23 protein-coding genes and 2 tRNA genes are annotated in these 24,639 nt (G+C 57.6%); 14 read left to right on the top strand and 11 right to left on the bottom strand.

Features of this window, described 5'->3' with window-relative positions; all coding sequences use genetic code 11:
* Positions 1-132: 132 nt before the first annotated feature.
* From B5F76_RS06985 to rplM, 3 genes are all read right to left on the bottom strand, one after another.
* Positions 133-1,908: a formate--tetrahydrofolate ligase gene (locus tag B5F76_RS06985; RefSeq protein WP_087352685.1), complete on the bottom strand. Its 1,776-nt coding sequence runs from the start codon at positions 1,906-1,908 to the stop codon at positions 133-135.
* Between the two features lie 126 nt (positions 1,909-2,034).
* Positions 2,035-2,427, bottom strand: a complete 393-nt coding sequence (gene rpsI, locus B5F76_RS06980) for a 30S ribosomal protein S9 (protein WP_087352683.1) — start codon at positions 2,425-2,427, stop codon at positions 2,035-2,037.
* Between the two features lie 13 nt (positions 2,428-2,440).
* The gene (gene rplM / locus B5F76_RS06975) at positions 2,441-2,875 is read right to left on the bottom strand and encodes a 50S ribosomal protein L13 (protein ID WP_087352681.1); all 435 of its coding nucleotides are present in this window, start codon (positions 2,873-2,875) and stop codon (positions 2,441-2,443) included.
* Between the two features lie 209 nt (positions 2,876-3,084).
* Between rplM and B5F76_RS06970 the strand changes: the two genes are divergently transcribed.
* The 4 genes from B5F76_RS06970 to B5F76_RS06955 all read left to right on the top strand — a co-directional run bounded on the left by B5F76_RS06970 (position 3,085) and on the right by B5F76_RS06955 (position 7,530).
* Positions 3,085-4,389, top strand: coding sequence for an HD domain-containing protein (locus B5F76_RS06970; RefSeq protein WP_087352679.1), 1,305 nt, complete (start codon positions 3,085-3,087; stop codon positions 4,387-4,389).
* Between the two features lie 146 nt (positions 4,390-4,535).
* Positions 4,536-5,003 carry a hypothetical protein gene (locus tag B5F76_RS06965; RefSeq protein WP_162608739.1) on the top strand — a complete coding sequence of 156 codons (468 nt, stop codon included), beginning with the start codon at positions 4,536-4,538 and terminating at the stop codon, positions 5,001-5,003.
* A gap of 164 nt (positions 5,004-5,167) precedes the next feature.
* A complete protein-coding gene (locus B5F76_RS06960; RefSeq protein ID WP_087352746.1) occupies positions 5,168-5,911 on the top strand; it encodes a nucleotide exchange factor GrpE in 744 nt (247 codons plus the stop codon).
* A gap of 419 nt (positions 5,912-6,330) precedes the next feature.
* On the top strand, positions 6,331-7,530 hold the full coding sequence (locus B5F76_RS06955) for an iron-containing alcohol dehydrogenase (protein WP_087352675.1): 1,200 nt from the start codon (positions 6,331-6,333) through the stop codon (positions 7,528-7,530).
* Positions 7,531-7,634: 104 nt separating this feature from the next.
* On the opposite strand, the gene B5F76_RS06950 is transcribed toward B5F76_RS06955, so the two are convergent.
* From B5F76_RS06950 to B5F76_RS06930, 5 genes are all read right to left on the bottom strand, one after another.
* Positions 7,635-7,898 carry a hypothetical protein gene (locus B5F76_RS06950; protein ID WP_087352673.1) on the bottom strand — a complete coding sequence of 88 codons (264 nt, stop codon included), beginning with the start codon at positions 7,896-7,898 and terminating at the stop codon, positions 7,635-7,637.
* A gap of 11 nt (positions 7,899-7,909) precedes the next feature.
* Entirely contained in the window at positions 7,910-8,575 is a 666-nt protein-coding gene (locus tag B5F76_RS06945) for a PqiC family protein (protein WP_087352671.1), read from the bottom strand.
* 10 nt (positions 8,576-8,585) lie between these two features.
* Entirely contained in the window at positions 8,586-9,557 is a 972-nt protein-coding gene (locus B5F76_RS06940) for an MlaD family protein (protein WP_087352669.1), read from the bottom strand.
* A 98-nt stretch (positions 9,558-9,655) separates the two neighbouring features.
* On the bottom strand, positions 9,656-10,453 hold the full coding sequence (locus B5F76_RS06935) for an ABC transporter ATP-binding protein (protein ID WP_087352667.1): 798 nt from the start codon (positions 10,451-10,453) through the stop codon (positions 9,656-9,658).
* A 10-nt stretch (positions 10,454-10,463) separates the two neighbouring features.
* Complete coding sequence (locus tag B5F76_RS06930; protein WP_239406987.1) at positions 10,464-11,690, bottom strand: MlaE family ABC transporter permease; 1,227 nt, start codon at positions 11,688-11,690, stop codon at positions 10,464-10,466.
* A gap of 256 nt (positions 11,691-11,946) precedes the next feature.
* On the opposite strand from B5F76_RS06930, the gene polA reads away from it, so the two are divergent.
* Positions 11,947-14,688 carry a DNA polymerase I gene (gene polA, locus B5F76_RS06925; RefSeq protein WP_087352665.1) on the top strand — a complete coding sequence of 914 codons (2,742 nt, stop codon included), beginning with the start codon at positions 11,947-11,949 and terminating at the stop codon, positions 14,686-14,688.
* 112 nt (positions 14,689-14,800) lie between these two features.
* On the opposite strand, the gene B5F76_RS06920 is transcribed toward polA, so the two are convergent.
* Positions 14,801-15,196 (bottom strand): DUF4440 domain-containing protein, encoded by a 396-nt coding sequence (locus tag B5F76_RS06920; protein WP_087352663.1) that lies wholly within the window; start codon positions 15,194-15,196, stop codon positions 14,801-14,803.
* Between the two features lie 100 nt (positions 15,197-15,296).
* On the bottom strand, positions 15,297-15,683 hold the full coding sequence (locus B5F76_RS06915; protein ID WP_087352661.1) for a cupin domain-containing protein: 387 nt from the start codon (positions 15,681-15,683) through the stop codon (positions 15,297-15,299).
* A 321-nt stretch (positions 15,684-16,004) separates the two neighbouring features.
* Between B5F76_RS06915 and B5F76_RS06910 the strand changes: the two genes are divergently transcribed.
* Entirely contained in the window at positions 16,005-16,817 is an 813-nt protein-coding gene (locus tag B5F76_RS06910; RefSeq protein ID WP_087352659.1) for an ADP-ribosylglycohydrolase family protein, read from the top strand.
* Between the two features lie 146 nt (positions 16,818-16,963).
* Here the strand turns inward: B5F76_RS06910 and B5F76_RS06905 are convergent.
* Positions 16,964-17,050, bottom strand: a tRNA-Leu gene (locus B5F76_RS06905).
* A 236-nt stretch (positions 17,051-17,286) separates the two neighbouring features.
* Between B5F76_RS06905 and B5F76_RS06895 the strand changes: the two genes are divergently transcribed.
* The 8 genes from B5F76_RS06895 (at position 17,287) to B5F76_RS06865 (ending at position 24,528) form a co-directional block, all read left to right on the top strand.
* Complete coding sequence (locus B5F76_RS06895; protein WP_087352655.1) at positions 17,287-18,399, top strand: hypothetical protein; 1,113 nt, start codon at positions 17,287-17,289, stop codon at positions 18,397-18,399.
* 202 nt (positions 18,400-18,601) lie between these two features.
* Entirely contained in the window at positions 18,602-19,534 is a 933-nt protein-coding gene (locus tag B5F76_RS06890; RefSeq protein ID WP_087352653.1) for a diaminopimelate dehydrogenase, read from the top strand.
* Positions 19,535-19,642: 108 nt separating this feature from the next.
* A complete protein-coding gene (locus B5F76_RS06885) occupies positions 19,643-20,971 on the top strand; it encodes a malic enzyme-like NAD(P)-binding protein (protein WP_087352651.1) in 1,329 nt (442 codons plus the stop codon).
* 138 nt (positions 20,972-21,109) lie between these two features.
* Positions 21,110-22,414 carry a histidinol dehydrogenase gene (gene hisD / locus B5F76_RS06880; RefSeq protein ID WP_087352649.1) on the top strand — a complete coding sequence of 435 codons (1,305 nt, stop codon included), beginning with the start codon at positions 21,110-21,112 and terminating at the stop codon, positions 22,412-22,414.
* Between the two features lie 92 nt (positions 22,415-22,506).
* The gene (locus tag B5F76_RS06875) at positions 22,507-23,406 is read left to right on the top strand and encodes a phosphoribosylaminoimidazolesuccinocarboxamide synthase (RefSeq protein WP_087352647.1); all 900 of its coding nucleotides are present in this window, start codon (positions 22,507-22,509) and stop codon (positions 23,404-23,406) included.
* A 30-nt stretch (positions 23,407-23,436) separates the two neighbouring features.
* Positions 23,437-24,201, top strand: coding sequence for an enoyl-ACP reductase FabI (locus B5F76_RS06870; RefSeq protein WP_087352645.1), 765 nt, complete (start codon positions 23,437-23,439; stop codon positions 24,199-24,201).
* 9 nt (positions 24,202-24,210) lie between these two features.
* Positions 24,211-24,372, top strand: a complete 162-nt coding sequence (locus B5F76_RS14825; RefSeq protein ID WP_162608738.1) for a hypothetical protein — start codon at positions 24,211-24,213, stop codon at positions 24,370-24,372.
* A 64-nt stretch (positions 24,373-24,436) separates the two neighbouring features.
* A tRNA-Ser gene (locus B5F76_RS06865) sits at positions 24,437-24,528 on the top strand.
* The last annotated feature ends 111 nt before the right edge of the window (positions 24,529-24,639 follow it).

The following is a 24,639-nucleotide window of genomic DNA, read 5'->3' as shown; positions in this document are numbered from 1 at the left end:
AGGCCCTTTTGCCAAACCCCGCTGGTCGTTGGCCCTGGCTTTTGCCCTATTTTCTTCCAGGCCCACAAAAAACAAGGTGCCGGGCAGAGGATTTTGTCCCCTGTCCGGCACATACGATTTGTCCTCTTTTGTTTAGAAGAGGCCGCTCACAACACCCGTTTCGGTGTCCACGTCAATGTTGCGGTAGGCAGGCCTCGAGCCTGTTCCGGGCATGAGGCTGATGTCGCCTGCCACGGGGATGACAAGGCCGGCTCCGCCGTGGAAGAGAACGTCGCGCACGGAAAGACGCCATCCCTTGGGCGCACCGTTCAGCTTCGGATTGTCGGAGAGGGAGTACTGCGTCTTGACCATGCAGACGTCGAGTTCATGAGCGTCCTCGCGGGCCTGCAATTCCTTGAGCCTTGCCTGTGCAAGATCCGTGAAGTCAACGCCGTCAGCGCCGTAGACCTCGCTGGCAATGCGGCTGATGCGCTCTGCAAAGGGCTGGTCGGGCGTGACCAGGGGCTTGAAGCTGGCTTTCTCGCTTGTGGCGTCGAGCACTGCGTCTGCCAGTTCAAGAGCACCGTCGCCGCCCTTTGCCCAGTGTTCGGACACTGCAAAACGGGCATGAGCGTTGTCGCAAAAACGCCTGACAGCAGCGATCTCTTCCTTGGTGTCTGTCACAAAGGCGTTCAGGCAGACCACTGCCGAAACTCCGGACTTCTGTACAATTTCGATGTGGCGCAGAAGGTTCTCGCAACCCTTCTCCACAAGGCCCACGTTCTCCTTCGTGTAGTCCTCGGGCATGGGACGGCCGGGAACGGGCGCGGGTGCACCACCGTGGCGCTTCAAGGCACGGATGGTGGCCACAATGACCACTGCGTCTGGAGCAAGGCCGCTTCTGCGACACTTGATGTTCCAGAACTTCTCGTAGCCGATTTCCGAACCGAAGCCGGATTCCGTCACGTGGTAGTCGGAGAGCTTCAGGGCCACCTTGTCGGCTATGACTGAGCTCTGGCCCAGGGAGATGTTGGCAAAGGGGCCTGCGTGCACGAACACGGGCTGGCCTTCCAGGGTCTGGATAAGGTTGGGCTTGATGGCAGTGGTGAGCCAGGCGGTCATGGCGCCTGCCACCTGCAAATCCTCGGTGGTCACGGGCTTGCCGTTTCTGTCCAGGGCGACCACGATCTTGCCAAGGCGCCTGCGCAAATCGGCAAGGTCCGTTGCCAGGGAGAGGATAGACATGACTTCCGATGCGGCAGTGATGACAAAGTGGGAGTTCATCATAAAGCCGTCGTTGCGCCTGCCCTCGCCCTCGATGCCGATGATGACATTACGCAGGGACTGAACGCAGAAGTCCATGGCCCAGTTCATGATCACCCTGGTGGGATCTATGTTCAGGCGGGGCATGCCCGAAAGGGCAAGGAGCTTTTCGTCCGTGTAGTTGCGCTCGTGCTGCATCCTGGCGGTCAGGGCCACCATGGCCATATTGTTGGCCTGGGTGATGGCGTGGATGTCGCCGGTAAAGTTGAGGCTGTAGGGTTCAAGGGGAATGCACTGTGCAAGGCCGCCGCCGGCAGCGGATCCCTTCATGCCCATGACAGGTCCTGCGGAGGGCTGGCGAATGGCAGCAGTGCTCTTCTTGCCGCGCTTGCCAAGACCCTGCACAAGGCCGATGGTCGTGGTGGACTTGCCCTCGCCAAGGGGAGTGGGGGTGATGGCAGTCACGTCAATGTATTTGCCGTTGGGACGGGAGGCCAGGCGGTTGAGGATGGCGCGATCCTCGATTTTGGCCATATAGTGTCCATAGGGCAGGACTTCCTGCTTTTCGAGACCGAGCTCTCCGGCAAGGGTCTCGATCGTTTTCATATTCTTTTCGGCGTCCAGGGCAATCTGCCAGTCGGGGACCTGACGGGGATCCAGTGCCATGTAGAACCTCCTTGATATTCCTTGGATACAAGCTTGGGGCGCAAGCTTTGGATACAAGAAACGACAGTCCCCCAAAAAACAAGAGACTGTCGTTTCCATATACGGTGCAGATGACTCTGCGAAATATTAACGCTTGCTGTACTGGTAACGGGCGCGAGCTGCGCGCAGACCGTACTTCTTGCGTTCCTTCTTGCGGGAATCGCGGGTGAGGAAACCGGCCTTCTTCAGGACGCTGCGCAGGCCCGGATCAAGCAGAAGCAGGGCGCGGCTGATGCCGTGACGCACAGCTTCGGCCTGGCCGGCGTTGCCGCCGCCACAGACATTGACATGCACGTCGAGCTTGTCGTCAAGGCTGACCAGCTTCAGGGGCTGGTTCACGACCATCTGCAGGGTCTTGCGGTTGAAATATTCCTGGTAGGGACGACCGTTCACCACGATGTTGCCTGTGCCCGTGTAGATGCGGGTGCGGGCAGTAGCAGTCTTGCGCCGTCCGGTGCCGTAATGGAAAGCAGTGCTCATGGATCACTCCTTTTTAATAGGGCAGCGTCAAGGGCTGAGGCTGCTGAGCGGTGTGGGGATGTTCGGGTCCGGCATACACCTTGAGCTTCTTCAGCATATGACGGGCGAGACGGTTCTTGGGAAGCATGCCCTTCACGGCAGCCACGAGCACGCGCTCGGGCTTCTCGGCCAGCATGTCGGCAAGAGTGGTGGACTTCAGGCCGCCTACCCAGCCGGAATGGCGGTAGTACAGCTTCTTGTCCATCTTGGTCCCGGTCACCTTGATTTTATCGCAGTTGACCACGATAATGAAGTCCCCGTTGTCCATGTGGGGAGCAAATTCGGGCTTGTGCTTGCCACGCAGGCGGTGGGCAATCTGGGTGGCCAGACGTCCGAGCACCTGATCCTGGGCATCGACAACGTACCACTTGCGGTCGATGTCCTTGGGTGTGGGGCTGAAGGTCTTCATAAAGCAAAACTCCGTCGGCGCCAGAATTTGGCTGCCGCTCGATAGAAAATTTGTTGTGCCTGATGCAAGGCTACCACCAAACGGGGACAGTGGAATTGCCTTGAACGGTCTCCCCTATAGAGTTTTCCCCATCTTGTCAAGGCAAAGATCGCGTCATGTCACAAAAAGGCGTGTTTTTCCCTGCATATTTTTCTGTCCGGACTTTTCACATGTACAACCCATCCTCCCTTTCTTCCCAGGCGGGTGTCTCCTCCCCTGCCCTTGTCCGCAAGGGCCTTTTGCGCCAGCTTTTTTGTGGCGCCTACATGCAGCGCTGGAACGACAAGCTGCGGCCCTGCCACCTAGCAGAACTGGACAAGCAGGCCCACAAGATGATCGTGGCCCACCTTCTCTGGACAAGAACTTTGAAGGGACTGCCCGATGCCAGTGACTACGCTCTTGCACAGCAGATCATTGAGGGCGCACTTTTCGACTACCTCTTCCGCACAGTGGTCACGGACATAAAGCCTCCGCTTTTCTACCGCATACGCGAGGACAACGAGCGCTACACAAAGCTTGCGGCCTATGTCTTTGCGACCCTCGCTCCTGTGCTCTCGCCCTTGGGATCCTTTTGGGATCGCTTTCGGGAATGGCATAGCGAGCGGGAAAGCTTTGGCAAGGCAAGGACCATCCTCAAGGCCGCCCACCTTTTTGCCTCGCGCTGGGAGTTCAGGCTCATAGAGCCCTTAAATTCCTTTGATGCGGAAATGCCTCTCATTGCGGAAAACTTTGACAGGGACCTTACGGCCATGAGCGAAGAGGTGACAGGCCTTTCCGAAATCCTGGACGCTCATTCTGCCATCTCCCGCCTTGCCAACTTCAGTGGCCAGCTGCGCTTTCAGGTGCGCTGGACGCAGATCCCCCGCATTCCTCAGACGGACGTTCTGGGCCACATGTTCCTTGTAGGTTCCCTTGCTTACCTCTATACCCTTGCACACGGGGCCTGCACGGCGCGCATGGTCAACAATTTCTTCTGCGGCCTCTTCCACGATCTGCCGGAACTGCTCACCCGCGACATCATCTCGCCAGTGAAACAGTCCTCGGACGAGCTTGCGCGCCTCATACGCGAATACGAGGCAGAGGAGCTCGACAGACGCATCTTTGCTTCCCTGCGTACGGCAAAGGAAAGTGTTCTCGGCACACTTTTGGGCTACTACCTTGGCCTTGGCACGGACTCGGAATTTTGTGAGCGCATACTTCTCCCGAAGGAGCCAGAGGCCGAAACCAGAGCTCTGGCAGGCTTTGCCGAACTGGACACAAAGCACGATACAGATGCGGAGCATCCCCTGGACGGCCAGATAGTCAAGGCCTGCGATCTCTTGGGCGCCTATCTCGAGGCCTACGAATCCATAAAAAGCGGTGTTTCCTCAACGACCCTGACCAACGCCATCTTCCGCCTTACATCCCAGCTCAAAAATACGGACAAGGTCCCTTCCTGCATGCATCTCGCAAGCCTTCTGGCGGACTTTGACTAGGGCAATCCCCTTGCCAAGGGGCATGTCGTGCCTACCTTGAAAGCATATTCAGCAATGGACATGGAGGTCATACCAGTATGGATGTGTCGGAGAGCGAAAGGATAGCAGGCTTCAGGGAAAGGTGGGCAAAAATATTTCCCCACCGTATGGACATGCGCCTTTGCGGCCAGGTTGTCCAAAACCCCTATTGTCCCAAGTGCCGCTTTTGCTGCGGCCCGCAGGAAGAGACCACACCCTTTCCCATGGCCCTGCTCGACAGTCAGGTCTCGCAAAGAACGGCCGACGACTTCTACCTTCTTGACAGCCACACGGCTGCCCTTGATAAGCGCGGCTGCAGGGCCCTTGGCCCAAAAGGCTGCAAACTGGACAATACACTTCGCCCCATAGCCTGCAACATCTTCCCCTATGTCCTTGTAAACGGCAGACTCTACCTCTACAGGGTCTGTCCCGCGTCCATGTTCATGAAAAAGGACGCTCTCCTTTCCCTGGGAAAGGAAGTACACGTCTGTCTTGCAGCTCTGCCAGAAGTGGACAGGGCCCGCATTTCCATAACGCGCGAGGAAACGGACCTTGCCGAAAAATACCTTGATTTGGGGCTTGCCCCCTTGTGCTGACAGAAGGCTTGCATGGCCTTACCGTCTAGACAAAAGCCAAAGCGGACTTAGTTTGCATTTTCGCAAGGCTATGACGCAAGATACGTCAGACTTTGTCCAGGGCCCTTCCTTTAATAAAATATATGGAGGAAGCTGGGCCAAAGCAAAATTTCGAGGGAAACATCATGGATGAGAGACAAAAAGATACAACCACCCAGGAAAGGGCAGCCAGCGAACAGTCCGTGAAAGATCAGGACATCCCCGAGGGTGCAGTGGAAATCCCCGTGGAAATCGTGACCGAGGAAGCCCCCAGGGAAGAGTCCGAGGCTGAACAGGGAAACGAAAAAATCGGTGACGAGGCCCAGAGCGAGGCTGCAGCCGAAGCCGGGGAGAAGGCCCCCGAGGAAGAAAATGCCGGCGAGGAAGAGGCAAAGCCTTCCTACGAGGATCTTGAAAAGGAGGCCGAGAATTTGCGCTCGGCCATGGAAGCCCTGCGCAAGGCCACGGAGGAAGAAATCCGCGACATCCGCCTGCGCAATCTGGCAGAACTTGAGAACTTCAAGAAGCGCCTCAACCGCGAGCACGGCGAGCATTTGAAGTACGCTGCCGAAAACGTCATGAAGGATCTCATCCCCTCCCTGGACAACCTTGAACTCGCCATCACCTACGGCTCAAGGGACGAGGCCTGCAAGAACCTTCTGCAGGGTGTGGAAATGACCCAGAAGCTCTTGCTCGATGCCTGCGCAAAGCACGGCCTTGAGCGCGTAGGCAAGGAGGGCGATGTCTTCGATCCTGCCCTGCACGAGGCCATTGGCACTCAGAGCAGGGAAGATCTGCCGAACGACAGCATTGCCTGTGTCATGCAGGGCGGCTACAGCCTGCAGGGCAGGCTTGTTCGCCCGGCCAAGGTCATGGTCAACAAGCGCTAAAAAAATATTTTTGTCCCTTGCGGCAGCCCAAGATGCCTGCCATTGTGCAAAAAAGCACGCAGCATATCCCCTGAAACTCCAGTTTCGGGGGATATTTTTTTGTGCATTGTCAAATAGTTACCCGCTTCACAAGGCTACCGTTCCCAAAAATCCATTTGTGTTTTGCAGCTTGTACCATTTATCACAATTGTTTTTCCTCAAAAAAAATAAAAAAGTTGTTGAAAAAAATGTCTGGACATATTGCCAGACCTGCAAAATTGAGATACAAGGAAGCTAAGCCTACATGTTGCATACAGACATCGCCTTACATATGCCTGTATTGCAACCTGAAAAGATAAATTATCAAAGGAAATTTTTAAACAACCCCCAAAAATCCTTGTAGTCAGACTTCTTTTTCTTACGTTCTTAGGAGGAACCACATGAGTTCTGAACTGAAAAGCATGCACATGGGCCAGGTTACGTCTTTCTTCATCCCCACAGTTACTCTGGTTGGACAAGGTTGCTCCAAGGAAATCCCCAACAGACTGAAATCCATCGGCGGAGCCAAGCCGCTGATCGTTACAGATAAGGGCATTGTTGCCTGTGGCGTTCTGAAGCAGGTGACCGACATTCTCGACGCTGGTGGCGTCAACTACGCCATCTACGACGAAACCGTCCCGAACCCCACCGACAAGAATGTCGAGGCAGCCACTGCCGCCTACAATGACAACAAGTGCGACAGCCTCATCTCCATCGGTGGCGGCTCCTCCCATGACTGTGCCAAGGGCGTCGGCTTTGTGGTTGGCAACGGCGGCAAGATCCATGACTACGAAGGCGTGGACAAGTCCAGCAAACCCTTCCCGCCCTACATCGCAGTGAACACCACCGCCGGCACGGCTTCGGAAATGACCCGCTTCTGCATCATTACCGACACCAGCCGCAAGGTGAAGATGGCCATCGTTGACTGGCGCTGCACCCCTTCCGTTGCCATCGACGACCCCGTCCTCATGATGGGCATGCCCCCAGCACTGACCGCTGCCACCGGTATGGACGCCCTGACCCACGCTGTGGAAGCCTACGTGTCCACCGCAGCCACCCCCATGACCGACGCCTGCGCCGAAAAGGCCATGGAATACATCAACCGTTACCTGCGCCGCGCAGTTGCCAACGGCACAGACAAGGAAGCCCGTGAAGGCATGTGCTATGCCCAGTACCTCGCCGGCATGGCCTTCAACAACGCAAGCCTGGGTCACGTGCACGCCATGGCTCACCAGCTCGGCGGCTTCTACAACCTGCCCCATGGCGAATGCAACGCCATCCTCCTGCCCTACGTCTGCGAATACAACCGTATCTCCAGCCGCCGCCGCTTCGGCCGCATCGCCGAACTCCTTGGCGAACTGACCAAGGGCAAGACCTCTGACGAAGCTTCCCGCCTCGCCATCAAGGCCATTCGCACCCTGTCCCAGGATGTGGAAATCCCCGCCAACATCCGCGCCTGCGCAGCAAAGTACGGCGTGCAGGTCAGCGAGGACGATATCCCGATCATGACTGCCAACGCCCAGAAGGACGCCTGCGGTCTCACCAACCCCCGCAGGATGACCGACGCTGCTGTCGCCGAAATCTACAGACAGGCCTTCTAGTCTGATTCTGTAAGCATACTTCAAGGGCCCAGGGTGCATCACCCTGGGCCCTTTTTCGTGGCGTTTCTTGCAAGGCAAGCCGATTTTTCTGGATCAGACACAAATCAGAAATCAGAATCTGGCCTTTTTCGGCTGTACCAGGGGATTTCCGGCTTCTCTTCCCCAAACAGATCGAAATACCTCGCGTTGGGGTAGAGCCATCCTTCCCTGTCCTCGACCTTCTTTCCTATGCAGACGCGATTGTCCAAGGTCCTTTTCTTTTCCCTGTCCCAATGCCACTCCGAGGCCCAGTACACATAGCCGTTCTTGAGAACGTAGATGCGTCCGCCCTTTGGCATTTCCACTGGCATGACCGTCTTCGAATACATCTACTCCCTGCCTATCTGTCTCTCCCTGTTCTTGCTGTGCCCCTGGCCCTTTCCTTGCGAACAATGCGCTTGAGTTCAGCGGAAAGTTCCTTGGCGTAGGTCTGCACGAGCCTGCTTTCCGCCTCGACAACGCTGTTGAACATGGCACTGCTGCCAAAGGCGGGCATATCAATCTTGTCGCTGGCAGCAAAGCTTCCCCTGCCCGCCACGCGCTTGTCTTCCCTGTTGACCAGGGTCCAGCGCGCTTCGAGTACCACATTGCCATTGGCGTCCGCGTCCAGGCGCACGATTTCCATGTGCAGGGCAAAATCCGTATCACCCCTGTCGGCACCCCTGGGAAGGACGGTTACGCCCTCCTCGTACAGGGGCTTTGCCAGCATGCTTGCCATGACCCTGCGTAAGCCCTGCTGCAGGGGCTCTGCCCAGACGTTGAAGCGGGGAACTGTAAGTCCTGTTCCCTCGCCTGCCAGAACGACCACGCTCGGCCTGTCGAGATAGGCCGGTATCATGATACCCCCAAGGGCCAGGGTGGTCTCGGGCATTGTTGCGGCGCTCAAGGGTTCCGTGTCTGCCGCAAGCATGTAGAAATCCGTTGGTCTGCTCGAACAGGCGGACAAAAGGACTGTCAAAAGAGCGCACAGAACAAGACTCAGGATGGACAGACGCAATGTTCTCATGAATTATCTCCTAATAGGCCCCCTGGCGGCCGCGCAGGATGGACTCGGGATTGCGTTCGAGGGTGTCTGCAAAATTGCGCAGAGAGCGCGCTGCGGCTGCTCCGTCGCGCAAGAGGCGCTCAAGATTGTTGGAAAGCACAGCGTCCGGGCTCACAAGCTCGGTTGCGGCCGAGGCAAAAACCTTCAGCTGGGCTGTTGCCGCACCAAAGTCCTGCAGGGCCTTGCGGAACTCTGCAAGGGTTGCCGGCGTCTCTTTCTTCACGGCATCTGTGCTGACAGCGAGATTGGCAAGGATCTTCTCAACCAGCGCAGGCGCGTCCCCGAGATCCTGCAAAAGGCTGTTGGTGGTCGTTAGAGTTGCCTCCATGGCTTCCACTGTGCGCTGCAGACTGCCGCTTGCCAGAAATTCGTTGATGAGGACAAGGGAGTTTTGCAGGCGGGCTGCCATCTCCTCCACTGGAACCTTGCTCAAACTTTTCTGCAAAGACTCTATGGGCGAGGCCACGGTGGGGATTTCCAGAAGCGGTGTTGGCGAACGGAATCTGGCGGGCACGTCCGGGTAGAAGTCGAGCTGTATGCGCGCCTGACCGGTGAGCAGGCTTGCTGTCTGCAGCTGGGCGCGCATGCCCTTGCTTATCATGGTACGGATGATTTCCTGCTCCGCCACCTCGTCGTGCACACGCTCGCCAGAGGCCTGCACCAGATTATCCGCATTGATGCGGATGTTCACGGGCGTAGTCACTCCTGTGTCGCTGGCACCGGTCATAAGGGTTATGCGCGTGACAGCCCCCAAGGGGACGCCCCTGAGCATAACCGGGGATCCTATGGTCAGGCCGTTCACGGAGGAGTCGAAGTAGAGAACGTATTCCGTGTCGCGGGAAAAGTACCTGCCGCCACCAAGGGCGATGATTCCGCAAATGAGCAGGGCAAGGGTAGCCAGAATGAACAGACCGACTCCGGCCTTGTGTTTTTCTAGTTGCATGGGAGTTCTCACGCCCGGAAAGGCTCGCAGGGCAAGGCTTTTTCCGGGAACACTGATGGTGACAATGGTGACCTTGATACTGGCCTTGAGTTGGGACTCTAGTCCTTTTGCCTTCCCTCCCCGCGGGTAAGGAAGCGCATGGCTGCCTCGTCCGTGTCCGGGGATTTGAGCAGGGCATGGGGATTGCCCATTGCAGTCATGGCGCGCGTTGTGGCGTCCAAAAAGATGCAGGTGTCCGCAATGGCGTAGATGCTGGCGAGCTCGTGGGAAACAATGACAAAGGTTGTGCCAAGGCTCTCGCGCAGTTCGAGGATGAGATCGTCCAAAAGGCGGGAGCTTACGGGATCAAGGCCAGCCGAGGGCTCATCCAGGAAGAGGACTGCCGGATCCAGGGCCAGGGCGCGGGCAAGGCCTGCGCGCTTGCGCATGCCTCCGGAAATTTCCGAGGGGTAGTAGTCCTCGAAGCCGGCAAGACCGGTCAGGGCAAGCTTGAGCCTTGCCTGAGAGCGGATTTCCGCCTGCGAAAGCGACGTGTACTGCTCAAGGGGCAGGGATACGTTTTCCGCAAGGGTCATGGAGGACCAGAGGGCGCCGCCCTGGAAGAGGACGCCGCTGCGCCGCCTTGCCTCGTAGCGATCGGCAAGGGTTCCTGGCCAAAACGGTTTTTCCAGAAAGGTCACCTCGCCCCCCTGGGGTTCCTTCAAGCCCATGAGCACACGCAAGAGAGTGGATTTGCCGCAGCCCGATCCCCCCATGATGAAGAAGATTTCTCCCTTCCCTACAGTAAAGCTTACGTCGCGCATGAGCACGAAGCTTCCGTAGCCTACGGTCAGGCTTTTGGCTTCGATAACGGTCCCCGCTGGCTTTGGGACTATTGTTTGCAACCCGCTTGCCATACGGCCTCCGCTAGATTTTGAGAACATTGCAGATGATGGTGATGATGGCCGTGCTCACGATGATGCCCACAAGGGAGTGCACCACGGCCGTAGTGGTGGCACGGCCCACACCCTGGGCGCTGCGTGAGCAGCGCATGCCGTGGTAGCAGCCGAAAAAGGCTATGACCACGCCAAAGCTTACGGCGTAGGCAAGGCCCACAACGCCGTGCTTGAAATTGACCATATTGATGGTGGACTGAATGTACTGGGCAGGGGAAAGATCCAGGATGCCAACACCCACAAGAAAGCCGCCCACCATGCCCATGAGATCCGCCACCACAGTGAGCAGGGGAATCATGATGGTGAGAGCCAAAAGGCGCGGCAAAACCAGGAAGTCCACGGGCGATATGCCCATGGTTTCCAAAGCGTCCACCTCCTCGTTGACCTGCATGGTGCCTATGAGGGCTGCGTAGGCCGCGCCCACGCGGCCGGACATGACAACACCCACCATGACTGCGCCAAGAACGCGCAGCATGCCTATGCCCACAAGGCCTGCCACGTAGATCTGGGCCCCAAAGGAGACAAGCTGCACGGAACCCACAAAGGCGAGGATCAGGCCGAAGAGCAGATTGGTGATGGCCACTATGGCAAGGGAGCCCACGCTGCACTCGTACATGGCGGCAAAAAAATCCTTGCTGCGCATGGCGCTTTTGCCGCGAAAAAGACGTCCCAGGGAGAGTGCTATATCGCCCACAAATTCCAGAACATCGGAAAACCTGGCAGGGAATTCAAGGGCCTTTGCGCCAAGGCCCTCCAGAAAGCCAAGCTTCCTCTTTTCCTTCTCGGACCCTTCCCTGCTCTTGACTGCGAACGCAAGGCGCAAAAGGTCCTGCATGGACTCAGGCAAAAGAAGCTCGCAGGCCAGGCCATGTGCGCCTGCCGCCCTTCGCATGTCTACCACAAAGGCCAGAAGGGAACTGTCCCACTCTCCAAGGTCCTGCGCACAAATCTCGACGCAGGCTAGGCCCTCCTCGCCAAGGCGCGAGAAGGCCTTTTGCATGCTCTTTGCCGGCTGCACTCCCTCAAGGGACCAGGACCCGGAAAGCGTGACACGCAGAGTATCCCCTTCCCGCACAAGGGCAAGGCTTGCCATGCTGTCCGGCTGCAAGGCATGGGCCCCATCCCCTGCAGGGGATGGGATCCGGGATGTATCCTTCCTGTCTGTCTCGTTTGCGCTCATAAGTCCTGCCCTGGGCATTGTCCTGAAAAATGTCCCCTGTTGACAAACAGCGGGACTGCAGAGGAAAGTTCCCGCAAGCCATTTTCCGATACGGCGTTATTCGAAGATACGTCTTGTACCAAGACACATTTTCAGGAAACTACGTTTTTTGCCCTGCCCTTGTCAAAATGCCAAGGCATTTTTCCTGCAGGGAACAAACTGAGCAAAGAGCGCGTATTTACCTTTCTTTCCGACTTTGGAGCAAAAAAAAACAAGGTGTCGAAGGAGCCCAGCCATGCCCCTGCCAGCCAACTTTTCGTCCGACAAAAAGCCCCTCTTTCTCATGGACGGCACAGCCTACATGTACAGGGGCTTTTACGCCAACAGCTCCCTGCAGCGCTCGGACGGTTTTCCCACCGGAGCCCTGACCGTGGTGAGCCGCATCCTTGTGCGCATCTTGCGCAAGGAAAGGCCGGCCTACTTTGCCTTCTTCAAGGATGGGCACGGCAAGAACTTCCGCCACGAACTCTATCCCGACTACAAGGCAAACCGCCTTGCCATGCCGGAGGCTCTGGCAAGCCAGATAGAACCCATAGTGCGCATGGTACAGGCCCTTGGCCTCTACTATGAGGAATCAAAAGGGTGCGAGGCGGACGACTGCATAGCTTCGCTTGCCGCAAGGTATTCAAAAGAGAGACCTGTGGTCATTGTCTCCGCTGACAAGGATCTGAAGCAGTGCCTGAACGACAATGTCATCATGTGGGATCCGGCAGGAAAGGACGAAAAGATCTATACTGCCAAGGGCGTCGAGGAGGAGGCCGGCATACCCATTGCCATCTGGGCCGATCTGCAGGCGCTCACTGGCGATAGTGTGGACAACATTCCCGGCGTTCCAGGCATTGGCCCCAAGACAGCCCAGCAGATATTGAAGGACTTCCCTGGCCTTGAGGCCATACGCGACCGATTCTCCCTGCTCTCGCCAAAGCATCAGAAAAAGTTGGACGGCCATCTTGAGGAGATGTTTGTCTTTAGAAAGCTCACCACCCTTTCCACCAGCCAGTGCCAGAATCTGGGCATGGATGACCTTTCAGTGCGCCCCCTGGACCTGAACCAGGCTCTTGCCCTCGCAAAGGAGTTCGAACTGCGCCAGCTCTTCCAGGACATCCTGGCCCTTGGCAGGGAAAGTGCGCAAACACCCGAACCAGATCTCGCACCCCAAAGGGCCAGAGCCCAAAAGGGAAGCGCAGCCAGGGCAGAGCCCCAGGCGCGTGACGAGACGGACATTTTGCGGGCAAGAGAGGGCGCAAGCCTTCTTGATCTTGCAAGGGGATCGTCCGTGGCAAGTCTTCCCACCCTTAAAAGCGCAGACGAGCTGCCCTCCTGCCAGGGCGCGCGCCTTGCCGTGATCTGGCCCGAGGGAGAAAAAGGCCCCCGCTGCGTGGGCCTGGCCTTCCAGGATAAACAGGAAAAGGACACTCCGGCTTCCCCAAAAAGCTTTCTCTGGCAGGGAGGCGAGGCAGAACTTGCTTCCTGGAGCGCGTCCGCCTGGCTCCTTGTTGTGGCAAGCGCAAAGGAGCTCATGCGCAAGGGAAGTGTCTGGCGCGACAACCTTCTTTTGCGGGCCAAAAGCCAGGGCCTCTACGATCTTGGCCTTGCGGCCTACCTCTTCAATCCCGAGGAGGGCAACTACACATGGCAGCGCATTGTGGGCCAGGCCTCGCTTCCCAACGACGTGGATGTGCAGGGGCCAGGGCTTGTAGCCCTTGCCATGGAGGAATGGGGAAGAAAGAGGCTTGAGCGCGATGGCCTGGCCAGCCTCTACCACACGCTTGAGCTTCCGCTCACCGCAGTCCTTGCGGACATGGAGGATACGGGCATATCCATAGACATGGCTGCCTTTCAGAATTTCCTCGGCGAGGTGCGCCAGGAGCTCTCCACCCTGACCCAGGACATCTACGAGGCTGCAGGGGAGACCTTCAATCTGCGCTCCTCCCAGCAGTTGGGCGAGATTCTCTACACAAAGTTGAAACTGCACGCCTCGCGCAAGACGCGCACAGGCCAGCCCTCCACAAGCCAGGAGGCCCTGGAAAGCCTTGCCGGCAATCCTGTGGTGGACGCTATCCTCCGTTTCCGCAAGCTGGAAAAGGTGCGCTCGACCTATCTTGAGCCCCTGCCAAAGCTCACAGACCATCAGGGAAGGCTGCACACCACCTTCAACCAGGAAGCCACGGCAACGGGGCGCCTTTCTTCCAGCAATCCCAATCTGCAGAACATTCCCGTGCGCGGGGCCCTTGGCAAGCGCATGCGCTCCTGCTTTGTGGCCGAGAAGGGCTCGCTTCTCATAAGCTGCGACTACTCGCAAATAGAGCTGCGCGTGCTTGCCCACATGAGCCGGGACAGGGAACTTTTGCAGGCCTTTGCCAACGACGAGGACATACACACCCGCACGGCTGCCCTCATCTACGACCTTGCACCCGAAGAGGTGACAGGGGATCAGCGCCGCAATGCCAAGACCATCAACTTTGGCCTTATCTACGGCATGGGCGCGCAAAAGCTGGCGCGCGAGATTGGGGTGAATACCAACGAGGCCAAGGCCTTCATCGCCCGCTACTTCGAGCGTTTGACCGGTTTGAAGGACTTTTACGAAAGGGTGGAACAAGAGGCCATGGAGCATGGCTTTGTGACCACCATCGGCGGCAGAAGGCGCCTTTTGCCAAACATAAGCTCCAACAATACCCAGGAGCAGGCCCTGGCTCGCAGGCAGGCCATCAACACAGTGATCCAGGGATCCGCAGCGGACATCATAAAGATAGCCATGCTGAGAGTCTGGCAGGACGGAGAGCTTGCCGCGCTCAAGGCAAAAATGGTCCTGCAGGTTCACGACGAGCTTGTCCTCGAAGCCCCGTGGGAGAATGCCGGCAGGGCAGGTGAGCGCGTGGTAGCCATCATGGAAGGTGTTGATCCGGAAGGTGTGCCCTTCGAGCCCAGACTCAAGGTGGACTGCGGCATAGGCAGCGACTGGGGGGCTGCGCACTAGCCCCAAAAGCCCATCACCTTTCGGACGTACGAAAAAAACCGGGGCCGGGTCCTTGTAATCACAAGGATCCGGCCCCATGTCTTTTGCGCATCGCTACCCAAATGCTCCGGGATCAGACGCGCTGCGAGTAGTGGACGTGGACAAGGCGCCATGCGCCGTCCTTCTTCTCGTACACCTGGCTTTCGCGGCCCTTTGTGTTGACGGACGAGCCATCCTCCCTTTTGCGGGCGTGGAATTCCCAGTCGAATTCCACTATGGCAAAGCTCTCGCGCACGATACTCCTGGATGTCCCGACAACGCAAAGCTCCCTTTTGTCAAAGCGACCGACCATGACCTTTTTGTAGAAAGTGTCGCGGACATTGTCCCAGCCCTGGGCCTGCCCCAGGGGGAAAATCATGGAGACCGAAGAATCCGTCTCCCAGACTTTTTCCGCGAGGCTCAAATCCTCTGCATTGTCTATGGATTGCCTGTACAGCTCAAGTGCACAAAGAAGTTCTGTGTTGTCCATGATACTTCTTTCCTGCGTCCTGCCCGGATGGTGTTCCGTACCCGTCCGGATTTTTCCGGATAGTGCGGCATTTCGGGCAACTGCTCAACAACCTTGCCCCTTAGGCGAGCCAGGAAGGACCGTTTTCGGGCTTCACAAGCTCTGCGTCGCTCATGGTGTAGCCCTCAAGGGAGCCTTCCTTCACCTGCACACAGACAAAGGAGAGGGCGCTGTCCTCTGCAGCGCGGATGGCGCGGGCAGCACCCGTGCCAATCTTGAGACAGCTGCCTGTATGAAGCTCGTGGACAGTACCGTCCACCCAAGCCTCGCCCCTGCCCTGCAGGACCATGTAGATTTCCTCGTTATTCTTGTGGGAATGCACGAAGGGCACAGCAGCACCAGCTGGCAGGTTGTTTACGGAAATTTCGGCACCTGTCAGATTCAGCGCATCGTGCAGCTCGCTTCTTTGTGCCTGAAGATCAATGGTAGTGGAAGAAATGGTGCTCATGATGGTCTCCTTATATATGTTCGACATCGAACAGTATGGACAAAAATCCTGCCGACAGGAGCTGATTTCCTGCCGGCCTCATGGACGGAAAGTAGTTCGATATCGAATATATGTCAAGGGATGAAATGAACATTTTTCCAGCCTGTCCGAAAAAAACGCGTATCACGGCTTCCTGCCCGCTTCATTTCGGCCCTATCCGCCTTTGAGGCACATGACATTTGCCCTGCCTGAGGGTAGGAGAAAAGAGAGATACGATAGACGAAAAGGACATGGGACAAGTCCGAACCCTGGGCCAAACCGCGAACTTTCAGGAGGTGACCCATGCTTGGAGCCATAGCCGGCGATATCGCCGGATCAATGTACGAATGGGGACCTGTGCGGGGAGACAAGAAAAGCTTCCCCCTCTTTGGCAAATTCTCCCGTCCTACGGACGACAGCGTCATGACCCTCGCCATAGGGGATGCCATGCGCAATGGCTACGGCAACAAGGCCGCGACAGAAAAACTTGTGCGCGAGAGCATGCTGCGCTTTGGGCACATGTACCCCAATGCCGGCTACGGGGGAAACTTTACGCGCTGGCTTGAGACCAACGGCCAAAGCTCGAGCTACAGCTTTGGCAACGGTTCCGCCATGCGCGTCTCCTCGGTTGGATGGGTCTGCCAAAGCCTTGAGGAGACCGAGGAGTATGCGACCATCTCTGCCCGCGTGACCCACGGCCATCCCGAGGGCATCAAGGGCGCCTGCGCTGTTGCCACAGCCATCTATCTTGCGCGCAACGGTTCCTCGAAAGAGGACATCAAAACCCACGTGGGCTCCCGCTACGGCTACGACATGGGGCGCACGCTTGCGCAAATCAAGCCCGGCTACAGTTTCGACGTCACCTGCCAGGGCTCTGTCCCCGAGGCCATCACGGCCTTTCTGGAGAGCACGGACACAGAGGACGCCATACGCCTTGCCATCTGGCTTGGCGGCGACAGCGACACCCAGGCGGCCATTGCCGGAAGCATTGCCGAGGCCTTCTACGGGCCTTTGCCAAAGGCCATGGAAGAAGAGGTTATGAAGCGCCTGGACGGAACCCAGAAGGCATGCCTGCGCGCCTGGCAGACCTGGCTTTTGGAAAGAAACGGCAAATAGGTCAGTCCGCACGGTCCTGCACAATACTCTGCTCCCCAGGAAGCGCCTTGTATATTTAGCCCGCCTTTTCCGTCTTTTCGAAGACAGGAAGGGCGGGCACAAAAAAAGGCCGGAACCCTTTTCGATTCCAGCCCGTTGCTTTCTGATGGTGCCGAAGGGGAGACTCGAACTCCCACTCCCTTGCGAGAACTAGACCCTGAACCTAGCGTGTCTACCAATTCCACCACTTCGGCGCGAGAAAGATACCTACAGCAATCGCCCCTCCTTGGCAAGCTTTTTTTGACAAAAAGTTGAATTTTTTTTTACGAAGGCCCATAGCCTGTCCGAAAATCCGGGCCATTTTGCCCAAAAATCTCCCTTTTTTTTCGGCTACGGTGTCGCAGGGGAGATACGAACTCCCACTCCCCTGTCCACACAGTAAGGGCTGCAAAAGCCCTGCTCCAAAACCCATGTTTTCTGGACACGACATATGGATCTCGAACGCCAGACTTTGTGCAGAAATCTTGTGACCTTCCTCTATTCGGCCTGCCCGAAGCTTGTCCTGGCCCTCAAGGCAACACCTCAGGTCTATCCGGGCTCAACTTCGGACTATCACATGGAGGACAGTGTCTGGACGCACACAATGCTTGTGTTGCAGGCAGCACTTGAGCGGACGGACTTTGGCCTTGAGGATATCGCCACAGCCCTTGTGCACGACTTTGCCAAACCCCTGACAGCCAGAGTGAAAGAGGCAAAGGTCGGGCAAGGCTATCGCATGTCCTTTGCCGGCCACGGTCCCCTGGGCGTCCAGCCTGCCGTTGACTTCTGCCTTGCCGCGAGAAAGGCAGGCATTCTCCCCCTGACAAACGAGGAGATAGCCCGCATAGCTTCTGCTACCTCAAACCACATTGCCTTCTACAATCTGCCGGACTCAAAGTCAGCCCTCTCCTTTTGCAACAACGATGCAGCAGCCCTCCGTACCCTTGTGCGGCTCATGTACTGCGACATGCAGGGCAGCATTGCCGATACGCAAGGCAAGGCCTTTCTTGGCAACCTCGAGATCCTGCGGGTTGCTGAAGAACTTCTTGCAGGGCAAGCCCCTGCGGAGCAAGGCCCTGTTTCCGAGGGCCCAGGCCTGCACCTTGTCTGCGGCACAAAAGGCAGGGCAAAGGAAGTCCAGACTATGCTTCTTGCCAATGGGCGCGCCACAATCTGGCTGGAGGATACGGGTGCTTTGGAAAATTCCGGGCCTTCGGAAGGTTTTGCAGAGCTTGCCTTTCGCATCCAGGAGCAGTCTGCCAGGACACGCGAGGAAGGCGTCCTCATCTGTGCGGATCTTTGCACAAGGAGCGCGCGCAAAAGCCTCTGTTCCCTCCTGAAAAGGGCCCTTCCAGACATCCCCATAACCTGCACCCTTGTGCTCTCGCCCATGAACGAGTGGTACCCATCCGAGCCAGAGCCCCTGCACAAGGGGCTGCCAAAGAAGACACCCAATCTCGTTGTGCCCTCCCTTGCCTTCGAAGAGCATCTGGCAAGGGCCCGTGTTGTCCTTGCCGAGGATGTCCGGGGTCCGGGAAGTTTTTTGGGAAGCGATTGCTCCTGATGGCACACCCTTCTCGCCACAAGATACATTTCACAAAAGCCACCCCGGACATTGGACCTGCCCAAAATTTCACCTTTTTTCGCTCTTGCGTATCTTTTTTGAGCCCCCTATACTGTTGCCCCGCCTGGAAGTCGGGAGGAGAGACTCCCCTTGTTTTTCAACCACTTAGCCTGAGCGCTTCAGATTCATACCAGGAGAAAACATGGCCTTTACCGCTGCCATTCTCGGATTGGGCAACATTGGCCGCTGTGTCTTGAGGGCCATCGAATTGGTCCCGGACTGCACGTGCGTCGGTGTTGTTCGCCGTCAGACCTCAATTGGCACAACCCCCTACGACCTGCGGGGAGTTCCGGATTTTCCGAGCTTCGATGACCTGTGCGAACACGTGGAAAAGCCCGACGTTGTCATCATGGGCCTGCCTTCCCGCCTCTGCCCCGGCGCTGCCGGCGAGCTTCTCTCCAGAGGCTTTTGCACAGTGGACAGCTTTGATATCCACGATCGCATCGTGGAAGTCGTGGGCCACCTTGAAAACGCAGCCATCAAGGGTCACGCAGTAGCCGTGACAGCCGCAGGCTGGGATCCCGGCACGGACTCCGTCCAGCGCGCCCTTTTCGAGGCCATGACCCCTGTGGGCACCACCTTCACCAACTTCGGCCGCGGCCGCTCCATGGGCCACAGCGCAGCAGTGCGCGCCATCGAGGGCGTTGCCGACGCAACGGCCATCACCATTCCCCTTGGCGGTGGCCGCCACTCCCGCCACGTCTATGTGGTCCTCGAAAAGGGCTACACAGGGGAGCAGGTCGAGGCAGCCATCAAGGCAGACCCTTACTTTGCCCACGATCCCCTCGTGGTCACAGTGGTGAAGGATAGCGCAGCCCTCGAGCTTGTGGCAGACGCATCCCACGGCGTTGTCATGGAGCGCATAGGCGCCTCGGGTGCAGCCCACAACCAGCAGCTGCGCTTCGAGATGCGCATCAACAACCCTGCCCTCACGGCCCAGGTCTTGGTGGCAAGCGCCAGGGCCGCTGTGCGCTTAAGCCAGGAAGAGCGCTTCGGTTGCTACACCCTCATCGACATTCCGCCCATCATGCTCCTGCCCGGCGACAGGATGGAACTCCTCGGTCGCCTGGTCTAGTACTTTTGCAAGAGACGGCCGCTTCAGCACCGTTTGGGGCGGCCTTTCTTTTTCCCCTCAAGCCTCTGCCAGGGGCCCCTGGCAGTGCCATACAAACAAGGATTAGCCATGGCTCAAGATCTCAAGGCCGACGCCCTCGCCTACCACCGTTTCCCGCGCCCAGGAAAGCTTGAAGTGCTGCCCATCAAGCCCTTTCATACTCAGAGGGATCTGGCCCTGGCCTATTCCCCCGGCGTTGCAGAGGCCTGCAGGGAAATAGTGGCAGACCCCGCATCTGCCAACATCTACACTGGCAAGGCCAATCTTGTGGGTGTCGTGAGCAACGGCACGGCTGTCCTTGGCCTTGGCAATATCGGTGCTTTGGCAGGCAAGCCCGTCATGGAAGGAAAGGGGTGCCTTTTCAAGCATTTTGCCGACGTGGACTCCTACGACATCGATGTGGACGAACTTGATCCCGACAAATTCATAGCCATAGTCAAGGCCCTTGAGCCCACTTTTGGCGGCATCAACCTTGAGGATATCAAGGCTCCGGAGTGCTTCTACATAGAGCGCAAGCTCATAGAGCTCATGAACATCCCCGTCTTCCACGACGATCAGCACGGCACAGCCATCATTTCCGGCGCTGCCCTCATCAACGCCTGCGAGATCACTGGCAAGAAGATGAGCGATATGAAGATCGTGGTGGTGGGCGCAGGCGCTGCCGGCATAGCCTGTTCGAAGTTCTACACCCTCCTTGGCGTGCCAGCAAAGAATATCCACATGTTTGACAGCAAGGGCCTTATCTACAAGGGCCGCGCAGGCGTGAACGCCTACAAGGAAGAGTTTGCGCAAGAAACCAATGTCGGCGATCTCGCCACCTGCATGAAGGACGCGGACCTCTTCCTCGGCCTTTCCAAGAAGGGTATCCTGAACCAGGATATGGTGAAGAGCATGGCCCCGAATCCTGTCATCTTCGCCCTTGCCAACCCGGATCCGGAAATTTCCTTCGAGGAGGCGCGCGCTGCCCGCGAGGACGCCATCATTGGCACAGGCAGGTCCGACTATCCGAACCAGATCAACAACGTTTCCGGCTTCCCGTACATCTTCCGCGGTGCTTTGGACGTGCACGCAACCTGCATCAACGAGGAGATGAAGCTCGCCGCAGCCCATGCTCTCGCAAGCCTTGCCCACGAACCCATCCCGGCAGAGGTTTTGAAGGCCTACAACCTTGAAAAGGCCCCGTCCTTTGGCAGGGACTACATCCTGCCCATGCCTCTCGATCCGCGCATCCTCACCACCATGACTCCGGCAGTGGCGAAGGCAGCCATGGAAAGCGGTGTGGCAAAAACCCCCATCGCAGACCTCGACGCCTACGCAAAGAGCCTTGAAGCTCGCGTTGCAGCGTCCGTGGCAAGGGCCGACGAGGCCTGTGAAAGCCACGCCCGTGAAGCCCGCTAGGGTTTCGCACCCCACATAGCTCTCGAGACAACCGGAGGCCCTGGCCTCCGGTTGTCTTTTTCCGGGGACAGTTGACTTGTATAGTTAGACAATAGGAAACAATTCCTGTATTGTGCCCGCTCAAGAGGTATTTCAGTCATGGCAATATGTCGCATCATCAATTTGCAGAGTGAACGCGAATGGGCAGCCCAGGGTCAGTGGCTGCAGGAACGCGGCAACCCCGGCTCCGCAGACGTGGAAGCGAGTGTCAGGGACATTCTGGCAAACGTCAGGGAAAAGGGCGACGAAGCCCTTGTCGGCTACACACAAAAATTCGACTGCCCGGACTTCGCGGCTCCCATACGCCTGAGCGAGCAGGAAATCGCCCTGGGCGCTGCAAGCGTGGCCAGCGAGGACAGGGAAGTCATAGCCCAAGCCTGCAGCAACATCCGCACCTTCCACGAGGAACAGAAGGAAAAGACCTGGCTGCAGACGCGCGCAGACGGTAGCATCCTTGGGCAGATAGTGAATCCCCTGCCCCGTGCTGGCCTCTACGTTCCGGGCGGCAAGGGTGGCAACACACCCCTGGTCTCCTCCCTGCTCATGAACGCCATTCCGGCCCTAGTGGCTGGCGTTCCGGAAATTGCCGTGTGCACGCCCCCGAGAGCGGACGGCACAGTGAACCCTGTCATCCTGGCAGCAGCGCATCTTCTCGACATACACGAAGTCTACCGCGTGGGCGGGGCCTGGGCCATAGCGGCCATGGCCTACGGCACAGAGTCCATAGCCCCGGTGGACATCATAGCAGGTCCCGGCAACCTCTTTGTGACCACTGCCAAGCGTCTGGTCCAGGGCAAGGTCGGCATAGACATGATTGCAGGACCAAGCGAGGTCTGCGTCATAGCCGACAGTTCCGCAAATCCCCGCTGGCTTGCGGCCGATCTCTTGAGCCAGGCAGAACACGATCCCCTGGCCTCGGCTGTCTGTATTGTGCTCGATCCCCTCATGGCCAAAGCCCTTGCCGAGGAACTCGAAGAGCAGTGCGCGAAACTGCCGAGAACGGCAATCGCCACAACGTCCCTCAAGGATTGGGGAGCCATCGTGGTTGTGCCCTCCCTGAACGATGCCCTGAGTGTCGCAAACCAGATTGCGCCAGAGCATCTGGAGCTGTGCATCCGCTCCCCCTGGGAAACCCTGCCCTACATCAAGAACGCCGGCGCAGTCTTCATGGGTCACAACAGTCCCGAGCCAGTGGGCGACTACTTTGCCGGCCCGAACCACGTGCTTCCCACACTTGGCACGGCACGCTTTTCCTCTGCACTGTCCGTGCAGACCTTCTGCAAGAAAACAAGTATCGTAGCAACGTCGCGCAATTTCCTGCGCGACAACAGGGAAGCCATAGCAAGGCTTGCCCGCCTCGAGGGCCTGGAAGCGCACGCCCTTTCCGTGGAAGTGCGAAACTAAAGCGCCCTTCGCTCCATTCCCTGCCGATTGTCTGGGCCAAGGCCCCGCAGCGCCCATGCGCACAGGCAGGAGCAACCTAGACGAGGTGTTTTGTGAAAATAATTACCCGTACGGGCATAAACGCTTTTCCTCTCCTGTCCCGCGGCAAGGTGCGCGACATCTACGCCGTTGACGACAAAACCCTGCTCATTGTGACCACAGACCGCATGAGCGCCTTCGACGTCATGATGTCCAGACCCATTCCCTACAAGGGTGTTGTCCTGAACCAGATCACATTGTTCTGGATGGACATGTTCAAGGACATCGTGCCGAACCACATCATTGAAAGCGATGTGAACAAATTCCCCCAGGAACTGCAGCCCTGGGCAGACCAGCTCGAAGGCCGCGCAGTCCTGGTGCGCAGGGCCCGTCCCCTGCCCGTGGAATGCATTGTGCGCGGCTACATTTCCGGCTCCGGCTGGAAATCCTACCAGGATGACGGCACTATCTGCGGTCACAAGCTTCCCGAGGGTCTGAAGGAATCCGACAAGCTGGAAGAGCCCATCTTCACTCCTTCCACCAAGGCCCAGTTCGGACAGCACGACGAGAACATCACGGTAGACTGCGCCCGTACACTCCTTGGCGAGGACATTGCCAAGGAGGTCGAGGAAAAGACCCTGGCCATCTACAAGAAGGGACGCGACTACGCTGCCTCCCGCGGCATCATCGTGGCCGACACAAAGCTGGAATTCGGCATCATTGATGGAACCCTGCACCTTATCGACGAGGTTCTGACTCCGGACTCCTCTCGTTTCTGGCCAGCAGAAAGCTACGAGCCCGGGCATAGCCAGCCCAGCTTTGACAAGCAGTATCTGCGCGACTGGCTCAAGAGCCAGCCCTGGGACATGCAGCCGCCTGCGCCCGCCCTGCCCGAAGAAGTGGTCGAGGCCACGGCAGCCAAGTACCAGGACGCCTATCGCATCCTCACGGGACGCGAGCTGGGTATCCACTAGTTTCCATAACCAGCTCAAGGGAGAACAAATATGTTGCTTGAAGGAAAGAAAGCCCTTGTTTTTGGCGTCGCAAACAACAAGAGCATTGCCTGGGGCATTTCCCAGTCGTTCAAGGCTGCCGGTGCAAGGCTGGCCTTCAATTACGTCGGTGACGCCATCAAGAAGCGCCTTGATCCCCTGGCAGAGGAAATTGGTGGCGAGTTCACCTTCCAGTGCGATGTGAGCAAGGACGATCAGATCGAGGCTGCAGCCGAGCTCGTGAAGGAAAAGTGGGGCGGCGTCGACATTCTTGTCCATTCCGTGGCCTACGCCAACCGCGAGGATCTGAAGGACGATTTCCTGCACACCACCCGCGCGGGCTTCCATCTGGCCCTGGACATTTCCGCCTACTCTCTGCTCGGCATCTGTCGCGCCTTTGCACCCCTGATGAACGAGGGTGGCTCCGTCATGGCCATGACCTACTACGGTTCTACCAAGATCGTCCCCGGCTACAACGTCATGGGTGTTGCCAAGGCAGCCCTCGAAGCTTCCGTGCGCTACCTCTCCTATGACCTTGGCGCCAAGGGCGTGCGTGTGAATGCCATAAGTGCTGGCCCAGTCAAGACCCTGGCTGCCTCCGCAGTGAGCGGGCTCAAGAGCGTGTTCAGCAAGGTTGAGGAAACTGCTCCCCTGCATCGCAACATCGAGACAACCGATGTGGGTGGCACTGCAGTCTATCTCGCTTCCGACCTTGCCAGCGCTGTGACCGGTCAGGTCCTCTTCGTGGACAGCGGTTTCAGCAATATGGCCTTCTAGGGGCTTCCCATGGATGTCCAGGCTGTCAACGAGGTGGGCATCACCCTTGCGGGCATACTTGGGCTTGGCTTGTTCTACTGGGTAGGCAAGAAACACTCCCAACGCTCGCGGAACAGGGAGCCAGAGGCAGGCACTGAAGAAGAAAAATCTGGCCAGCAGGAAAAAAAGTGATTTTTTGCTGATTTTTTGCTTGCCAAAGTTACGATTAGTGCGTATAAGGCACAAGTTCACTCGCGGAGAGATGTCCGAGTTGGCCGAAGGAGCACGATTGGAAATCGTGTAACGGTCTAAAGCCGTTCTAGAGTTCGAATCTCTATCTCTCCGCCACTTATGGAAGCAAGAGCAGTCTTTGTTAAGACCCAAGGGTCTACAAAGACTGCTTTTTTATTATAGCGCGCCTTATGTCCCACTTACAGATGGGGTATTTCGGCGCGTCTG

The organism is Desulfovibrio sp. An276, from assembly GCF_002159665.1.
GTDB lineage: Bacteria > Desulfobacterota > Desulfovibrionia > Desulfovibrionales > Desulfovibrionaceae > Desulfovibrio > Desulfovibrio faecigallinarum.
The sequence above is the reverse complement of the archived record's forward strand: the minus strand, read 5'-3'. Positions and strand labels throughout refer to the sequence as shown.

What these genes read in the sequence shown, in the direction of transcription:
- B5F76_RS06915 (WP_087352661.1), bottom strand. Translation starts at nt 15,683, where the DNA reads ATGAGCACCATTTCTTCCACTACCATTGATCTTCAGGCACAAAGAAGC.
- rpsI (WP_087352683.1), bottom strand. Translation starts at nt 2,427, where the DNA reads ATGAGCACTGCTTTCCATTACGGCACCGGACGGCGCAAGACTGCTACT.
- B5F76_RS06950 (WP_087352673.1), bottom strand. Translation starts at nt 7,898, where the DNA reads ATGTATTCGAAGACGGTCATGCCAGTGGAAATGCCAAAGGGCGGACGC.
- B5F76_RS06910 (WP_087352659.1), top strand. Translation starts at nt 16,005, where the DNA reads ATGCTTGGAGCCATAGCCGGCGATATCGCCGGATCAATGTACGAATGG.
- hisD (WP_087352649.1), top strand. Translation starts at nt 21,110, where the DNA reads ATGGCAATATGTCGCATCATCAATTTGCAGAGTGAACGCGAATGGGCA.
- B5F76_RS14825 (WP_162608738.1), top strand. Translation starts at nt 24,211, where the DNA reads ATGGATGTCCAGGCTGTCAACGAGGTGGGCATCACCCTTGCGGGCATA.
- B5F76_RS06895 (WP_087352655.1), top strand. Translation starts at nt 17,287, where the DNA reads ATGGATCTCGAACGCCAGACTTTGTGCAGAAATCTTGTGACCTTCCTC.
- B5F76_RS06935 (WP_087352667.1), bottom strand. Translation starts at nt 10,453, where the DNA reads ATGGCAAGCGGGTTGCAAACAATAGTCCCAAAGCCAGCGGGGACCGTT.
- B5F76_RS06985 (WP_087352685.1), bottom strand. Translation starts at nt 1,908, where the DNA reads ATGGCACTGGATCCCCGTCAGGTCCCCGACTGGCAGATTGCCCTGGAC.
- B5F76_RS06930 (WP_239406987.1), bottom strand. Translation starts at nt 11,690, where the DNA reads ATGCCCAGGGCAGGACTTATGAGCGCAAACGAGACAGACAGGAAGGAT.
- B5F76_RS06955 (WP_087352675.1), top strand. Translation starts at nt 6,331, where the DNA reads ATGAGTTCTGAACTGAAAAGCATGCACATGGGCCAGGTTACGTCTTTC.
- B5F76_RS06970 (WP_087352679.1), top strand. Translation starts at nt 3,085, where the DNA reads ATGTACAACCCATCCTCCCTTTCTTCCCAGGCGGGTGTCTCCTCCCCT.
- B5F76_RS06890 (WP_087352653.1), top strand. Translation starts at nt 18,602, where the DNA reads ATGGCCTTTACCGCTGCCATTCTCGGATTGGGCAACATTGGCCGCTGT.
- B5F76_RS06870 (WP_087352645.1), top strand. Translation starts at nt 23,437, where the DNA reads ATGTTGCTTGAAGGAAAGAAAGCCCTTGTTTTTGGCGTCGCAAACAAC.
- polA (WP_087352665.1), top strand. Translation starts at nt 11,947, where the DNA reads ATGCCCCTGCCAGCCAACTTTTCGTCCGACAAAAAGCCCCTCTTTCTC.
- B5F76_RS06885 (WP_087352651.1), top strand. Translation starts at nt 19,643, where the DNA reads ATGGCTCAAGATCTCAAGGCCGACGCCCTCGCCTACCACCGTTTCCCG.
- B5F76_RS06920 (WP_087352663.1), bottom strand. Translation starts at nt 15,196, where the DNA reads ATGGACAACACAGAACTTCTTTGTGCACTTGAGCTGTACAGGCAATCC.
- rplM (WP_087352681.1), bottom strand. Translation starts at nt 2,875, where the DNA reads ATGAAGACCTTCAGCCCCACACCCAAGGACATCGACCGCAAGTGGTAC.
- B5F76_RS06945 (WP_087352671.1), bottom strand. Translation starts at nt 8,575, where the DNA reads ATGAGAACATTGCGTCTGTCCATCCTGAGTCTTGTTCTGTGCGCTCTT.
- B5F76_RS06965 (WP_162608739.1), top strand. Translation starts at nt 4,536, where the DNA reads ATGGACATGCGCCTTTGCGGCCAGGTTGTCCAAAACCCCTATTGTCCC.
- B5F76_RS06940 (WP_087352669.1), bottom strand. Translation starts at nt 9,557, where the DNA reads ATGCAACTAGAAAAACACAAGGCCGGAGTCGGTCTGTTCATTCTGGCT.
- B5F76_RS06960 (WP_087352746.1), top strand. Translation starts at nt 5,168, where the DNA reads ATGGATGAGAGACAAAAAGATACAACCACCCAGGAAAGGGCAGCCAGC.